At 67.6% G+C, this 16,131-nt stretch carries 10 protein-coding genes; 7 read left to right on the forward strand and 3 right to left on the reverse strand.

Annotation, left to right across the window (positions count from 1 at the left end; translation table 11 throughout):
• The first annotated feature begins 233 nt into the window (after window positions 1–233).
• The 4 genes from DIE11_RS09870 (at window position 234) to DIE11_RS09885 (ending at window position 8,532) form a co-directional block, all read left to right on the forward strand.
• Entirely contained in the window at window positions 234–1,607 is a 1,374-nt protein-coding gene (locus DIE11_RS09870; RefSeq protein WP_124623233.1) for an MdtA/MuxA family multidrug efflux RND transporter periplasmic adaptor subunit, read from the forward strand.
• 15 nt (window positions 1,608–1,622) lie between these two features.
• A complete protein-coding gene (locus tag DIE11_RS09875) occupies window positions 1,623–4,742 on the forward strand; it encodes an MdtB/MuxB family multidrug efflux RND transporter permease subunit (RefSeq protein WP_124623235.1) in 3,120 nt (1,039 codons plus the stop codon).
• Between the two features lie 3 nt (window positions 4,743–4,745).
• Window positions 4,746–8,054, forward strand: a complete 3,309-nt coding sequence (locus tag DIE11_RS09880; RefSeq protein WP_124623237.1) for an efflux RND transporter permease subunit — start codon at window positions 4,746–4,748, stop codon at window positions 8,052–8,054.
• 94 nt (window positions 8,055–8,148) lie between these two features.
• Window positions 8,149–8,532: a VOC family protein gene (locus DIE11_RS09885; RefSeq protein ID WP_409364565.1), complete on the forward strand. Its 384-nt coding sequence runs from the start codon at window positions 8,149–8,151 to the stop codon at window positions 8,530–8,532.
• 115 nt (window positions 8,533–8,647) lie between these two features.
• Here DIE11_RS09885 and DIE11_RS09890 read toward each other — a convergent pair whose 3' ends face one another.
• Window positions 8,648–10,096 carry an NYN domain-containing protein gene (locus DIE11_RS09890; RefSeq protein WP_124623241.1) on the reverse strand — a complete coding sequence of 483 codons (1,449 nt, stop codon included), beginning with the start codon at window positions 10,094–10,096 and terminating at the stop codon, window positions 8,648–8,650.
• A gap of 254 nt (window positions 10,097–10,350) precedes the next feature.
• On the opposite strand from DIE11_RS09890, the gene DIE11_RS09895 reads away from it, so the two are divergent.
• Window positions 10,351–10,980, forward strand: a complete 630-nt coding sequence (locus tag DIE11_RS09895; RefSeq protein WP_124623243.1) for an NAD(P)H-binding protein — start codon at window positions 10,351–10,353, stop codon at window positions 10,978–10,980.
• Window positions 10,981–11,070: 90 nt separating this feature from the next.
• Here the strand turns inward: DIE11_RS09895 and DIE11_RS09900 are convergent, their stop codons facing one another.
• The gene (locus DIE11_RS09900; RefSeq protein ID WP_059603363.1) at window positions 11,071–11,622 is read right to left on the reverse strand and encodes a peroxiredoxin; all 552 of its coding nucleotides are present in this window, start codon (window positions 11,620–11,622) and stop codon (window positions 11,071–11,073) included.
• Between the two features lie 279 nt (window positions 11,623–11,901).
• Between DIE11_RS09900 and cdpA the strand changes: the two genes are divergently transcribed.
• A complete protein-coding gene (cdpA, locus tag DIE11_RS09905) occupies window positions 11,902–13,641 on the forward strand; it encodes a cyclic di-GMP phosphodiesterase CdpA (RefSeq protein ID WP_221622455.1) in 1,740 nt (579 codons plus the stop codon).
• A 27-nt stretch (window positions 13,642–13,668) separates the two neighbouring features.
• Window positions 13,669–15,180: an HDOD domain-containing protein gene (locus DIE11_RS09910; protein WP_124623247.1), complete on the forward strand. Its 1,512-nt coding sequence runs from the start codon at window positions 13,669–13,671 to the stop codon at window positions 15,178–15,180.
• A 70-nt stretch (window positions 15,181–15,250) separates the two neighbouring features.
• Here DIE11_RS09910 and DIE11_RS09915 read toward each other — a convergent pair whose 3' ends face one another.
• Window positions 15,251–16,045 carry an ABC transporter substrate-binding protein gene (locus DIE11_RS09915; RefSeq protein WP_059467138.1) on the reverse strand — a complete coding sequence of 265 codons (795 nt, stop codon included), beginning with the start codon at window positions 16,043–16,045 and terminating at the stop codon, window positions 15,251–15,253.
• Between the last annotated feature and the right edge of the window lie 86 nt (window positions 16,046–16,131).

Here is a 16,131-nt window from a genome sequence, read left to right on the forward strand (position 1 = left end):
GTCGCCTTATGTAACGACCGTAACCCGTTGAAAGATAGACGACTGGACTGTAACGGGGACGGGACGTAGCATCATGCCCATCGTCGCGCCGCATCCGCGGCGCGCACCGCTCTTTTCTTTTTCCCGCGCGGACCGGAAGGGCCCGGACCGAGCCGGCCCTCCGGCACCGCATGCCCACGCGCCGCCCCAGGCTCGTCTCCCGGCCCGCCGCGCCGTCTTCCTGACAGAACACGATGGACAACCAACAAAAGCCCACGCCCCCTTCGAAGGATCCCGCCTCCCCCGCCGCGCGCCGCCCGCGCCGCACGCTGGTGATCGGGACGCTCGCGGTCGTCGTCATCGGCGGCTTGCTGTGGTGGCACCCGTGGAGCCGTACGCAGGCGGACGCGTCGGCGGCAGGCAACGCGGCCTCCGGCGCGAGCGCCGGCGGCAGTAACGGCCATCGCGGCCGCGGCGGCCCCGCCGCCATGGCAAACGTTCCGCAGCCCGTATCGGTCGCGACCGCGACGCAGGGCGAGATGCCGATCGTGCTGTCCGCGCTCGGCACCGTGACGCCGCTCGCGAGCGTGACTGTCAAGACGCAGCTGTCGGGTTATCTGCAGTCGGTCGCGTTCCGGGAAGGCCAGATCGTCAAGAAAGGCGACCTGCTCGCGCAGATCGACCCACGCCCGTACCAGGTCGCGCTCGAGAATGCCGAAGGCACGCACGCGCGCGACTCAGCGCTGCTCGCGACGGCCCGCATCGACCTGAAGCGCTACCAGACGCTGCTGTCGCAGGACTCGATCGCGTCGCAGACTGTCGACACCCAGGCGTCACTCGTCAAGCAATACGAAGGAACGGTGAAGACCGACCAGGCAGCGATCGACTCCGCGAAACTGAACCTCACGTACGCGCGCATCACGGCGCCCGTGTCGGGCCGCGTCGGCCTGCGCCAGGTCGACCCCGGCAACTACGTGACTGCGGGCGACACGAACGGGATCGTCGTGATCACGCAACTGCAGCCGATGAGCGTGATCTTCACGACCTCGGAGGACAACCTGCCGCAGATCGTCAAGCAGGTAAACGCGGGTCAGAAACTGTCGGTCACCGCTTACAATCGCAACAACACCGTGCCGCTCGAGACGGGTTCGCTCGAAACGCTCGACAACCAGATCGACACGAGCACCGGCACGGTCAAGCTGCGCGCGACCTTCGACAACAAGGAAGGCCTGCTGTTTCCGAATCAGTTCGTGAACACGCGGCTGCTGGTCGACGTGATGCGCAATGCGACGATCGTGCCGACGGCCGCCGTGCTGACAGGCTCGATCGGCCAGTTCGTGTACATCGTGAAACCCGACAACACGGTGACGGTGCGCAAGGTCAAGGTCGGCCCGGTCGACGGCGAGCGCACGAGCATCGTCAGCGGCGTCGCGATCGGCGAGCGCGTGGTCACCGACGGCTCCGACCGGCTGCGCGAAGGCGCGAAGATCACGATCCCGGCCGACAAGCCGAAAGGCGCGTCGGGCGCGCATGGCGCCGGCGCGGCGTCCGGCGCATCGGGTGCGGCCGCCCACCGAGGCGGACACAAGCACGACGCGTCGCAGGCTGCGGCCCCCGCGGCCCAGTAACGCGCGGGCCGCTCGATGAATCCGTCCCGCCTCTTCATTCTCCGGCCTGTCGGCACCGCCCTCCTGATGGCGGCGATCATGCTGGCCGGCCTCGTCGCGCTGCGCTTCCTGCCGCTCGCCGCGCTGCCCGAAGTCGACTACCCGACGATCCAGGTCCAGACCTTCTATCCGGGCGCGAGCCCGGAGGTGATGACGTCGTCGGTCACCGCGCCGCTGGAGCGGCAGTTCGGCCAGATGCCGTCGCTGAACCAGATGTCGTCGCAAAGCTCGGCCGGCGCATCGGTGATCACGCTGCAGTTCTCGCTCGACCTGCCGCTCGACATCGCCGAACAGGAAGTGCAGGCCGCGATCAACGCGGCCGGCAACCTGCTGCCGTCCGATCTGCCCGCCCCGCCGATCTACGCGAAGGTCAATCCGGCCGACGCGCCGGTGCTGACGCTGGCCATCACGTCGAAGACCTTGCCGCTCACGCAGGTGCAGGACCTGACCGACACGCGCCTCGCGATGAAGATCTCGCAGATCGCGGGTGTCGGCCTCGTCAGCCTGTCGGGCGGCAACCGGCCGGCCGTGCGGATCCAGGCGAACCCGACCGCGCTCGCGCAGTACGGGATGAACCTCGACGACCTGCGCACGACGATCTCGAACCTGAACGTGAACACGCCGAAAGGCAACTTCGACGGCCCGACGCGCGCATACACGATCAACGCGAACGACCAGCTCACCAGCGCCGATCAATACAACGACGCGGTCGTCGCCTACAAGAGCGGCCGTCCGGTGATGCTGACCGACGTCGCGAAGGTCGTCGCCGGCTCGGAGAACACCAAGCTCGGCGCGTGGGTGAACTCGGAGCCCGCGATCATCCTGAACGTGCAGCGCCAGCCGGGCGCGAACGTGATCGCGACCGTCGACGCGATCAAGGCGCAACTGCCGAAGCTGCAGGAGACGCTGCCCGCCGCGCTCGACGTGCAGATCGTCACCGACCGCACGACGATGATCCGCGCCGCCGTGCGCGACGTGCAGTTCGAGCTGCTGCTCGCGGTCGGGCTCGTCGTACTGGTGATGTACCTGTTCCTCGCGAACGTCTACGCGACGATCATCCCGAGCCTGTCGGTGCCGCTGTCGCTGATCGGCACGCTCGCGGTGATGTACATGGCCGGCTTCTCGCTGAACAACCTGTCGCTGATGGCGCTCACCATCGCGACCGGCTTCGTCGTCGACGACGCGATCGTGATGATCGAGAACATCGCGCGCTACGTCGAGGAAGGCGATTCGGGGCTCGAGGCCGCGCTGAAGGGCTCGCGGCAGATCGGTTTCACGATCATATCGTTGACGGTGTCGCTGATCGCGGTGCTGATCCCGCTGCTGTTCATGGGCGACGTGGTCGGCCGGCTGTTTCACGAGTTCGCGATCACACTCGCAGTGACGATCGTGATCTCGGCGATCGTGTCGCTCACGCTCGTGCCGATGATGTGCGCAAAGCTGCTGCGCCATTCGCCGCCGCCCGAAAGCCACCGCTTCGAGGCGCGCGTGCACCGCGCGATCGACTGGGTGATCGCGCGCTACGCGGTCGCGCTCGAATGGGTGCTGAACCGCCAGCGCTCGACGCTCGTCGTCGCGCTGCTGACGCTCGGGCTCACCGCCCTGCTCTACGTGTACGTGCCGAAAGGCTTCTTCCCCGCGCAGGATACCGGCGTGATCCAGGCGATCACGCAGGCGCCACAGTCGATCTCGTACGGCGCGATGGCCGAACGCCAGCAGGCGCTCGCGGCCGAGATCCTGAAGGATCCGAACGTCGAAAGCCTCACGTCGTTCATCGGCGTGGACGGCAGCAACATCACGCTGAACAGCGGCCGGATGCTGATCAACCTGAAGGCGCGCGACGAGCGCGCCGAGTCGGCCGCGCAGATCATCCGCAACCTGCAGCAGCGTGTCGCGAACGTGACCGGCATCACGCTCTTCATGCAGTCGGTGCAGGACCTGACGATCGACTCGACCGTGAGCCCGACGCAGTACCAGTTCATGCTGACGAGCCCGAACCCGGACGAGTTCGCGACCTGGGTGCCGAAGCTCGTCACGCGGCTGCAGCAGGAGCCGTCGCTCGCCGACGTCGCGACCGATCTGCAGAGCAACGGCCAGTCGGTCTACATCGAGATCGACCGCGCGAGCGCCGCGCGCTTCGGCATCACGCCGGCGACCGTCGACAACGCGCTGTACGACGCGTTCGGCCAGCGCATCGTGTCGACCATCTTCACGCAGTCGAACCAGTACCGCGTGATTCTCGAGTCGGAGCCGAAGGAGCAGCATTACGCCGAATCGCTTAACGACATCTACCTGCCGTCAGCGGGCGGCGGCCAGGTGCCGCTGTCGTCGATCGCGTCGTTCCATGAACGGCCGTCGCCGCTGCTCGTCGCGCACCTGTCGCAGTTCCCGTCGACGACGGTCTCGTTCAACCTCGCACCGGGCGCATCGCTCGGCGAGGCCGTGAAGGCGATCGACGCCGCCGAGAAGGACATCGGCCTGCCCGGCTCGTTCCAGACGCGCTTCCAGGGCGCGGCGCTCGCGTTCCAGGCGTCGCTGTCGAACCAGCTGTTCCTGATCCTCGCGGCGGTCGTCACGATGTACATCGTGCTCGGCGTGCTATACGAGAGCTACATCCACCCGATCACGATCCTGTCGACGCTGCCGTCGGCCGGCGTCGGCGCGCTGCTCGCGCTGATGATCACCGGGCACGACCTCGACATCATCGGGATCATCGGGATCGTGTTGCTGATCGGCATCGTGAAGAAGAACGCGATCATGATGATCGACTTCGCGCTCGAGGCCGAGCGCGTCGAAGGCAAACCGCCGCGTGAGGCGATCTACCAGGCGTGCCTGCTGCGCTTCCGGCCGATCCTGATGACGACGCTCGCCGCGCTGCTCGGCGCGGTGCCGCTGATCGTCGGCGCCGGCGCGGGCTCCGAGCTGCGCCAGCCGCTCGGGATCGCGATCGCGGGCGGCCTGATCGTGTCGCAGGTGCTGACGCTGTTCACGACGCCGGTGATCTACCTCGGCTTCGACAGCCTCGCACGGCGCGTGCGCGGCTGGTTCGAACGGCACGGCCCCGGCCGCGACACCGGCAAGCACACGGGCGCATAAGCGATGAACCTGTCGCGTCCCTTCATCACCCGCCCGGTCGCGACGACGTTGCTCGCGCTCGGCGTCGCGCTCGCGGGCCTGTTCGCGTTCATCAAGCTGCCGGTGTCGCCGCTGCCGCAGGTCGACTTCCCGACCATCTCGGTGCAGGCGTCGCTGCCCGGCGCGAGTCCCGAGACGGTCGCGACCAGCGTGACGAGCCCGCTCGAGCGGCACCTCGGCTCGATCGCCGACGTCAGCGAAATGACGTCGACCAGCACCGTCGGCAACGCACGGATCATCCTGCAGTTCGGGCTGAACCGCGACATCGACGGCGCCGCGCGCGACGTGCAGGCCGCAATCAACGCGGCGCGCGCCGACCTGCCCGCATCACTGAAAAGCAACCCGACGTACCGCAAGGTCAACCCGGCCGATTCGCCGATCATGGTCGTGTCGCTGACATCGGAAACGTCGTCGCCTGCGAAGCTGTACGACGCCGCGTCGACGGTGCTGCAGCAGTCGCTATCACAGATCGACGGGGTCGGCCAGGTGTCGGTGAGCGGCTCCGCGAACCCGGCCGTGCGTGTCGAGCTCGAGCCTCACGCGCTGTTCCACTACGGAATCGGCCTCGAGGACGTGCGGGCCGCGCTCGCATCCGCGAACGCGAACAGCCCGAAGGGTGCGATCGAATTCGGCCCGAAGCACTATCAGCTCTATACGAACGACCAGGCCTCGCAGGCGTCGCAGTACAGCGACCTGGTCGTCGCCTACCGCAACGGCGCGGCCGTGCGGCTGTCCGACCTGTCCGAGGTCGTCGACGGCGTCGAGGACCTGCGCAACCTGGGCCTGTCGAACGGCAAGCGCGCGGTGCTCGTGATCCTCTACCGCTCGCCCGGCGCGAATATCATCGAGACGATCGACCGCGTGCGCGCGGCGCTGCCGCAGCTCACCGCGTCGCTGCCGGCCGACATCACGGTGACGCCGGTGCTCGACCGTTCGACGACGATCCGCGCGTCGCTGAAGGACACCGAACACACGCTGCTGATCGCGGTGAGCCTCGTCGTGATGGTCGTGTTCCTGTTCCTGCGCAACTGGCGCGCGACGCTGATTCCGAGCGTCGCGGTGCCGATCTCGATCATCGGCACGTTCGGCGCGATGTACCTGCTCGGCTTCTCGATCGACAACCTGTCGCTGATGGCGCTGATCGTCGCGACCGGCTTCGTCGTCGACGATGCGATCGTCGTGCTCGAGAACATCACGCGTCACATCGAGAACGGCAAGCCGCGGCTGCAGGCTGCGTTCGACGGCGCGCGCGAGGTCGGCTTCACCGTGCTGTCGATGAGCATTTCGCTCGTCGCGGTGTTCCTGCCGATCCTGCTGATGGGCGGCATCGTCGGGCGCCTGTTCCGCGAATTCGCATTGACGCTGTCGCTCGCGATTGGCGTGTCGCTCGCCGTTTCGCTGACCGTCACGCCGATGATGTGCGCGCGGCTGCTGCGCGAGTCGCACGAGGTGCAGGAGGAAGGCCGCCTCGGCCGGTTCCTCGAGCGCTTCTTCACGCGGATGCAGCGCGGCTACGAGCGCACGCTGTCGTGGGCGCTGCGCCGTCCGCTGCTGGTCCTGCTGATCCTGTTCGCGACGATCGGCCTGAACGTCTACCTGTACATCGTCGTGCCGAAGGGCTTCTTTCCGCAGCAGGACACCGGGCTGATGATCGGCGGCATCCAGGCCGACCAGTCGACGTCGTTCCAGGCGATGAAGCTGAAGTTCTCCGAGATGATGCGGATCGTGCAGGCGAACCCGAACGTGAAGAGCGTCGCGGGCTTCACCGGCGGCACGCAGACCAACTCGGGCTTCATGTTCGTCACGCTGAAGGACCGCACCGAGCGCAAGCTGTCGGCCGACCAGGTGATCCAGCAGCTGCGCAAGCCGCTCGCTGACGTCGCGGGTGCGCGCACGTTCCTGCAGGCCGCGCAGGACATCCGCGTCGGCGGCCGGCAGAGCAATGCGCAGTACCAGTTCACGCTGCTCGGCGATTCGAGCGCCGAGCTGTACAAGTGGGGGCCGCTGCTGACCGAGGCGCTGCAGAAGCGCGCCGAGCTGACCGACGTGAACTCCGACCAGCAGCAAGGCGGCCTCGAAGCGATGGTGACGATCGACCGCGCAACTGCCGCGCGGCTCGGCATCAAGCCCTCACAGATCGACAACACGCTGTACGACGCGTTCGGCCAACGCCAGGTCTCGACGATCTACAACCCGCTGAACCAGTACCACGTCGTGATGGAAGTCGCGCCGAAATACTGGCAGAGCCCGGAGATGCTGAACCAGGTGTGGATCAGCACGTCGGGAGGCAGCGCGAACGGCTCACAGACGACCAACGCCGCGGCCGGCACCTTCGTCGCGACCTCGGCCGGCACGTCGAGCGCCGGGACGGCCGCCACCAGCGCCGCGGCGATCGCGTCCGATTCGGCGCGCAACCAGGCGCTGAACTCGATCGCGTCGAGCGGCAAGTCGAGCGCGTCGTCGGGCGCGGCGGTGTCGACGTCGAAGTCGACGATGATTCCGCTTTCCGCGATCGCGACCTTCGGCCCTAGCACGACGCCGCTGTCGGTCAACCACCAGGGGCTGTTCGTCGCGACGACGATCTCGTTCAACCTGCCGCCGGGCGTGTCGCTGTCTCAGGCGACCCAGGTGATCTACCAGACGATGGCGCAGATCGGCGTGCCGCCGACGATCGTCGGCAGCTTCCAGGGCACCGCGCAGGCGTTCCAGCAGTCGCTGAACAACCAGCCGATCCTGATTCTCGCGGCACTCCTGGCCGTCTACATCGTGCTCGGGATCCTGTACGAGAGCTACATCCACCCGATCACGATCCTGTCGACACTGCCGTCGGCCGGCGTGGGCGCCCTGCTCGCGCTGCTGCTGTTCAAGACCGAGTTCAGCATCATCGCGCTGATCGGCGTGATCCTGCTGATCGGTATCGTGAAGAAGAACGCGATCATGATGGTCGACTTCGCGATCGACCAGACGCGCAACGGCAACAAGTCGTCGTTCGATGCGATCCACGAGGCATGCCTGCTGCGCTTCCGACCGATCATGATGACGACGATGGCGGCGCTCCTCGGCGCGCTGCCGCTCGCGTTCGGCCACGGCGACGGCGCGGAGCTGCGCGCGCCGCTCGGGATCGCGATCGCCGGCGGCCTGATCATGTCGCAGGTGCTGACGCTCTATACGACGCCGGTGGTCTACCTGTACATGGACCGGTTCCGCGTGTGGGGCGAGAAGCGCCGCAACCGCCGCGGCAATTCGGGCGGACCGGCGGTGGCGGGCGAGTAAGCGGGTAACGGCACGAGCGACGGGCTTGCACACCGGCCGCAATCGGCTATCGTGTGTCCATGCCCATCCTCGCGCCCCGTTCCGGGGACCCGTCATGAACGTCCAGCTGAACCATACGATCGTCTGGTGCCGCGACAAGCATGCGTCGAGCCGCTTTCTCGCCGAGCTTCTCGAACTGCCTGCGCCGACGCCATTCGGCGCGATGCTGGTCGTCCAGCTCGACAACGGCGTGTCGCTCGATTTCTACGAGAAGGCGGGAAACATCACGGCGCAGCACTATGCATTTCTGACCGACGAAGCCGGCTTCGATCGCGTGTATGCGCGCATTCGCGAGCGAGGGCTGCCGCACTGGGCCGATCCGGCCAAGCGGCAGCCCGATGACATCTACCGCCATAACGGCGGCCGCGGCGTGTATTTCGACGATCCTGACGGTCACTTCCTCGAAGTGATGACCCAGCCGTATGTGCTGAACAGATAACGGAACGCATCGGCCGGCGTTGCGCCGGCCGACGTGACGGCACAAGCGACGGGCACCCGGCCGCGGGTGGCGGGTAGCGCCGTCGCGTCGGACAGCGGCCCCCGCCCTGCCACCGTTACTCGGCGGCAGCCGCCGTCTTGCGCGGACGACGCGCGCGGGTCGCCGTCTTGCGAGCCGGCTTCTTCGGCTTGGTGCCGGTGGCTGCTTCACCAGCTCCTTCACCAACCGCTTCCCCGGCCGGCTCGGCCACCGGTACGGCCGGTGCTGCGTCGTGCGACGGCTGCGCGGCGGGTGCCCCCGCGACGTAGTCGCCAGCCGTCGGCGCCGCATGCTGCGCCGCAACGTGACGATCGTCGCCATGCTCCGCGTCGCGATGTGCCGCTTCGGCGTGCTTGCCGTCCGCGCGTGCGTCGCCACCGTGCTTCGCGGCGGCGCCCTTCTTCGCACCGGCCTTCTTCGCCGGGCTCTTGCGCGCGCGCTTGCGGCTGTCCTTCGCGTCGCCGTGCGTCTCGACCGCTTCGGTCACTTCGGCTGCTTCGGCCGGCACGCTCGCCGCCTCGCTCGTCACGTCGACGATCGCCTCCTCCACGTCGACCTGCTCGCGTTCAGGCGAGGCCGCTTCCGCGCGCTGCCCGCGACGTCGCGACCCGCGCTCGGCCGGTGCCGGCGCCGCGTGGCGTCCGCCGTGACCGTGGTGCGCGCCGCCCGTATCGCGGTGCGCCATCACCGGTTCGGCCACGGCCGGCTGACGCGGCCGCGACACGAACGCGCCCGACTTGTCGTCGCGGCCCACTTCGAGCAGGCCGCGCGCCTGCGCTTCGTCGAGCAGGTTGCCAAACGCGCGGAAGCCGTAATACGACTCGTTGAAGTCCGGCTTGCGGCGCTTGATCGCGCTCTTGAGCACCGACGCCCAGATCTTGCCGACGTCGTCGCGCTCCGATGCCAGCGCATCGAAGGTCTCGACCGCGAGCGCGATCGCCTCGCTGCGGCGCGCTTCCAGCTCCGGCTTGCGCGACGGCTCGTCGGGCCGCTTCGCGCCGCCGTTGCCCGTGCGCTGCTGTTCGCGCTTCGCCAGCGCGCGCTGCTGCTCGCGCACCAGGTCGTCGTAGAAAATGAATTCGTCGCAGTTCGCGACCAGCAGGTCCGACGTCGACTTCTTCACGCCGACCCCGATCACCTTCTTCGCGTTCTCGCGCAGCTTCGACACGAGCGGCGAGAAATCCGAGTCGCCGCTGATGATCACGAACGTGTCGACATGCGACTTCGTGTAGCAGAGGTCGAGCGCGTCCACGACGAGCCGGATGTCGGCCGAATTCTTGCCCGACTGGCGCACGTGCGGAATCTCGATCAGTTCGAAGCTCGCCTCGTGCATCGACGCCTTGAAGCCCTTGTAGCGCTCCCAGTCGCAATACGCCTTCTTCACGACGATGCTGCCTTTCAGCAGCAGCCGCTCCAGCACGGGCTTGATGTCGAATTTCTCGTACTTCGCGTCGCGCACGCCGAGCGCGACGTTCTCGAAGTCGCAGAACACGGCCATGCTGACGTTGTCCAGGGGTAATGCCATGTGTACTCCAACCGGTTGGTCGCCGCGTTGTATTGCGTAGCGGCGAAGAATGCATCGCGCACATGATAGCCGGTCGGCGGGTCGATTCCGCCATCCATGCGCGCGACCGCGCGGATAACGGGTTGCAGCGCCGGCCGTTACGGAGTGGTGCAGCCCCAATTACCCGCGCGCCGCCGCCCCAAATCGACATACACTTGAGTATCGGTCGTCCGTCCCTATCTGGGAGGATGACGCATCGCGCAAGGAGCGGTTTCATGACGACGAAGGTATTGCTGATTGGCGCGACCGGCCGCACGGGTCGGGCCTGCGCGGATCTGCTGCTCGAGCAGCCGGAATTCGAGGTGACTGCGCTGGTGCGCCGGCATGGCTATGCGCTGCCGGGCGCGAAGGTCGTCGAGGCCGATCTGACGGGCGATTTCTCGCACGCGTTCCAGGGCATCTCGCACGTGATCTACGCGGCCGGCTCGGCGGAATCGGAAGGCGCCGCCGAAGAGGAGCAGATCGACCGCGACGCGGTCGCGCGCACGGCCGAGCATGCGCTCGCCTACAACGTGCAGAAGCTGGTCGTGATCAGTTCGCTGAGCGCCTACTGGCCGGAGCGCAGCGGCGACGCGCTGCGCCACTACTCGCAGATGAAGCGCGAAGGCGACGAGCGCGTGATCGCGTCGGGCATCGATTACGTGATCCTGCGCCCCGGCCCGCTCGCGGACGGGCCAGGCGTCGGCAAGATCGCGCTGACCGAGGAACCGCTCGACTCGGCGCCGCCGGTGTCGCGCCAGGATGTCGCATGGGCCGCGATCGAGGCGATCAAGCTCGGCATTTCACGCAAGGTCGTCGGTTTCGTCGGCGGCAGCGTGCCGATCGAACAGGCGTTGCGCGCGTAACACACGCCCGAGCCGCCACGGGGCGGCGCATTTCGTCGTGCCGGCGGCCCGCGATGCGGGCCGCTTGACTGCGCGCTTGCTGCCTCCGGCTTACTGCTTCGGATGCGCGTCGGCCCACGCCTTCACCGCGCCGAGCGTGTTCTCGACGTGCTTGTCGGGCGACAGGCTCGTGTATTCGTACAGCACCTTCCGCTCCGGTGAAATCACGTAGGACACGCGGTTCGCACGATCGAGCGCGGGCAGCTTCGCGTCGTATTCGCGGATGATCTTCGCGTCCGGATCGGCCGCGACCGGGAACTTGCTGCGGCACTCGCTCACCGAAAACTTCGTCAGCGTGTCGATGTTGTCCGCGGATACGCCGATTACCGTCGCGCCGTAAGCCTTGTAACGATCGACCGCGTCCGCGAACGCATGTGCCTCGATGGTGCAACCCTTCGTGAACGCCGCCGGGTAGAAATACAGCACGACCGGCCCGTGCTTCAGCGCATCGGCCAGCGAGTACGCGTAGGTCTTGCCGCCCAGCGACGCCTGCGTCGTGAAGTCGGGCGCCGTGTCGCCCGGCTTCAGTTGCGCCTGCGCAACCAGCGCATGGCCGGCCACCATCAGCGCCGCCGCGGCGCCCACCAACAGTTTTCGCTTCATCTGCGTCCTCATTTCTTATAAAGTCAGCCTCGATGTAGGCCATACTGGCGTTCGCCTGTCGAACGCCAGTATGCATGACCCGGTCCGGCGGCAACGCCAGCCGCGGCCGACCGGTTAAAGATTCCGCCTGGTCTGCCGTTATTCCTTCCGGACAGCCGGTTCCAGCCCTTCACGTCAGCGAGATACATGGAAGCCAACAGGAAACAGACGCCACGCAAGGGCTCCTGGCGCAACGCCTTGCATACGCTGCGCCGCTTCGCCTGGTCGGGCGGCGCGCTGATGCCTGCACGCGCCGGCACGCCGCGCCGCGACGACACCGTGCGCAACTGGCTGGAACAGACGGTCGGCACGGTGGATTTCCTCGCCCATGTCGACCGCGAGCTGCGCTTTCTGTACGTGTCCGACGCAAGCCTGCGCTTCATCGGTTATCACCGCGACTACCTGCACACGCTGACGCTGCGCGACCTGATCGCGGAACAGGATACCGCGGTGCTCGAAGGCCTGCTTGCGCGCGCCGCGCGTTCCGGCCAGGTCGAGAAGGCGACGATGTGCATCGTCAAGTCGCTCACCTACCCGCTCGACGTCGAGATCCGCGCGTTCAAGAGCCGCCACCACGGCGTCGATGGCTTCGCGATCGCGGCGTTCGACGTGTCGGCCTGGCGTGCGCTCGAGGCGCGCCTGACGTACGAAATGCACCACGACCCGATGACGGGGCTCGACAATCTGTCCGCGCTCGTGCCCGCGCTGATGCGCGCGCAGCAGGCCGCCGACGAAAGCGGCACCTGCGCGGCGCTGCTGCTGCTCGACCTCGACGACTACCAGCGCATCAACCGCGCGCTCGGCTACGACGCCGGCGACACGCTGCTGCGCGACACCGCGCAGCGGCTGCAGGCGCTCGTCGCGCCCGGCGAGCAGCTCGCGCGCGTCGCGAGCGACAAGTTCGCGATCGTGTTCACCGCGCCGGACCGCGCGCGGGCAAGCGATGCCGCCGACGCGCTCGCGCGCCGGCTGCAGGCCGCGGTGCGTGAGCCTTACGCCTACCAGGGGCAGACCGTCCACCTGTCCGCGAGCATCGGCATCGCGCTGTACCCGGACGAACGCGCCGCACACCATCGCGCGCAGCATCACAGCCCGCTGCTGCGCCGCGCCGACCATGCGCTCGCGCAGGCAAAGGCGTCCGGCGGCAATGCGCTCGCGTTCCATGAGCCGGTCGACGATCCGGCCGACGCGGAACGACTGAAGCTCGAGGCCGACCTGTACGACGGCGTGCGCAACGGCGAGTTCTCGCTGCACTTCCAGCCGATCACGCGCAGCCAGTCGGGTGCGGTGGACGGCGTCGAGGCGCTGATCCGCTGGCGTCATCCGGTGCACGGCCTCGTGCCGCCGGCAACCTTCATTCCGCTCGCCGAATCGATCGGCCTCATCAACTATCTCGGCAACTGGGTGCTCAAGGCCGCGTGCATGCAGCTCGTCGCCTGGGATCGCCAGGGGCTCGCGCTGCAGTATGTGGCGGTCAACGTGTCGCCGCAGCAGTTCCGCGACCCGCGCTTCACGCAAAGCGTGCGCGAGGCGATCGCGTTGACGGGCATCGACCCGCGCCGCATCGTGCTGGAAATCACCGAAAGCCTGCTGATGCACGATCCCGTCCAGGCGAAGGGGCTGCTCGAGGAGCTGACCGCGCTCGGCATCCGCTTCGCGATCGACGATTTCGGTACCGGCTATTCGAGCCTTGCGTACCTGCAGCGCTTCCCGCTCGCGAAGCTGAAGATCGACCGCAGCTTCGTCGAAAACCTGCTGACGTCGCGCAACGACCGCGCGATCGTGTCGGCGGTGGTCGGCCTCGCGCAAACGCTCGATCTCGAGCTCGTCGCGGAAGGCGTCGAGACCGAGGCGCAGCGCGAACTGCTGACCGAGATGGGCTGCAACCACATCCAGGGCTGGCTCGTCTGTCAGGCGCTGCCGTCCGAGGAGCTCGCGCGGCGCTTCGAGGCGCAGCAGTTGCGCCTGCACGCCGCCTGACGCGCGCGGCGAACCGGATACATCCGTATGTCAATCACCGCACACCTGCCCCGCACGGCGCTGCTCGACAAGCTGTGGGCCCGGATGAACGAACGGGGCGACTTCCCGCTGCTGTCGGAGTCGCTACGCGCGACGATGGCCGCGATGAAGAACGACGATCTCGACTTCACCGCGCTCGTGAGCGTCGTGCTGTCGGATTTCGCGCTCACGCAGAAAGTCCTGCGGCTCGCCAATTCCGCGATGTACATGGCGTTCGGCGGCAACATCACGACCGTCACGCGGGCGCTGATGGTGCTCGGCATGGACACCGTCGGCCATCTCGTCGTCGGGCTCAAGCTCGTCGACCATTTCCACCAAAGCACGCCGCGCCGCATCGACGCGAAGCTCGAGCTGAACCGCGCACTGCTGTCCGGTTGCGTCGCCCGCAAGCTGACCGAGCATGCCGAGTTGCGCGGCGGCGAGGAAGCCGTCGTCTGCACGCTGATGCGTCAGGTCGGCAAGCTGCTGGTGGTGTGCTATCTCGACAGCGAGTGGGACCGGATCCGGCGCCGCGCCGCCGAGCTGAACGGCGACGAAGCGGCGGCGTGTGTCGACGTCCTGGGCGTCGGCTTCGACGAGATCGGTCTCGAGGCCGCCGCGAGCTGGCGACTGCCCGACGTGATCCGCGCCGGCATGGCCGACGGCGACGGCGGTAGCGCACACGCCGCCGGCCTCGACGAGGACGACATCGACGAAGACCGCCAGCGGCCCCGCGACGCCTGCGCCGACGACAGCCCCGAGCGCGTGCGCTGGCTGCGCGCGGTGAGCCGCTGCTCGACCGACGTCGCCGGTGCGCTCGCGATGCCTGCTGGCCCGCAGCGCGATGCGCATATCGCGGCGCTCGCGCAGCACTACGCGCAGGAGCTGGATATCGACGCCGACGCGCTGGTGGAAATCGCCGACCGGCTCGCACGCGAGGAAGCGAGCGACACCGTGATGCGCGAGATCGTCGAGCTGCGCGCGAACGCCGACGCGATCGCGCGGGCGCAGCCCGATCCCGAGGCATGCCTCGAGGCCGGCCTCGCCGACCTGCGCGCGCTGCCGTCCGAACACGTGCTGACGCCGGTGCTCGCACTCGCGTCGGAAAGCCTGCTCGCGGGCCTCGCGTTCACGCGCACCGTGATGTTCGTGCGCCGTGAAGACGGCGCGTTCGCCGCGCGGCTCGGCTTCGGCCAGGACGTCGACGCGGCGCTCGACCGGCTGTGCTTCGACGAGCGGTTCGAGCCGGACGTGTTCCATCTCGCGATCACGAACTCGGTCGGCATCTTCATCGAGCAGGCGCAGGACCCGAAGATGGTGAAGCGCCTGCCCGCGTGGTATCTCAATGCGCTTCCCGGCACGCGCGCGTTCGTGCTGCTGCCGGTACGCGTCGGCACGAAGACCGTCGGCCTGCTGTACGGCGACTGGGCCGGTGCGCAGCCGGCGCGCAAGATCACGCAGCAGGAGATGAGCGTGCTGAACGAGCTCGCGCGGGAACTGGGGCGGTTCTTCCCCGCGTAACGCAAGGGGCGCCCCAAAAGCAAACCGGCCGCGAAAGCGGCCGGCTGCATCGTGCGACGGATCGAAACGCTTACTTGAGCGTGACCGGCACGCTGAAGTACTTCTTCGCGAGGTTGTCGATCGTGCCGTCGGCCTTCAGTTCCTTCAGCGCCTGATCGAGCGCCGTCTTCAGCGCCGCGTCGTTCTTGCGCAGACCGAAACCGACGCCCGAGCCGAGGATCTCCGCATCGCTGACCGTGCCGCCGGCGAAGCCGAAGCCCTGGCCTTGCGGCTTCGACAGGAAGCCCTTCGAGCCCGCCTCCGAATCCTGAAACGTCGCGTCGAGACGGCCGGACTTCAGGTCGGCGTAGGCCAGGTCCTGCGTCTGGTACGGCACGACGTCGACGCCGGCCGGCGCCCACTTCTTCTTCGCGTACGCTTCCTGGATCGTGCCCTGCAGCACGCCGACGCGCTTGCCCTTCAGCGCTTGCGGGGTCGGCAGCAGGCCGCTGCCCTGCTTCGCGATCAGCTGGTTCGGGATCGTGTAGATCGGATCGGTGAACGCGATCGCGTGCTTGCGCTGGTCGGTGATCGTCATGTCCGAGTTGATCGCGTCGAACTTGCGCGCCTGCAACGCGGGGATCAGGCCGTCGAAGTCGTTCTCGACCCACACGCACTTCGTCTTCAGCTTCGCGCACACCGCGTTGCCGATGTCGATGTCGAAGCCGGTCAGCTTGCCGTCGGGCGTCTTGTATTCGAACGGCGCGTACGAGGCCTCGACGCCGAACCGGATCTCCTTCAGATCCGCAGCCATCGCGCTGCCTGCCGCCACGGCCGATGCCGCCACTACCGCGTGCGCGGCCACTTTACGCCAATCCAACTTCATCAGGTGTTCTCCTCGATACTCGAATGTTCCGGAACTACGGGCGCATGCATCATTGCAGGGTCGGATGACAACCACAATGCCGATGC

It is taken from the genome of Burkholderia sp. Bp9012 (assembly GCF_003853825.1).
Classification (GTDB): Bacteria; Pseudomonadota; Gammaproteobacteria; order Burkholderiales; family Burkholderiaceae; genus Burkholderia; species Burkholderia diffusa.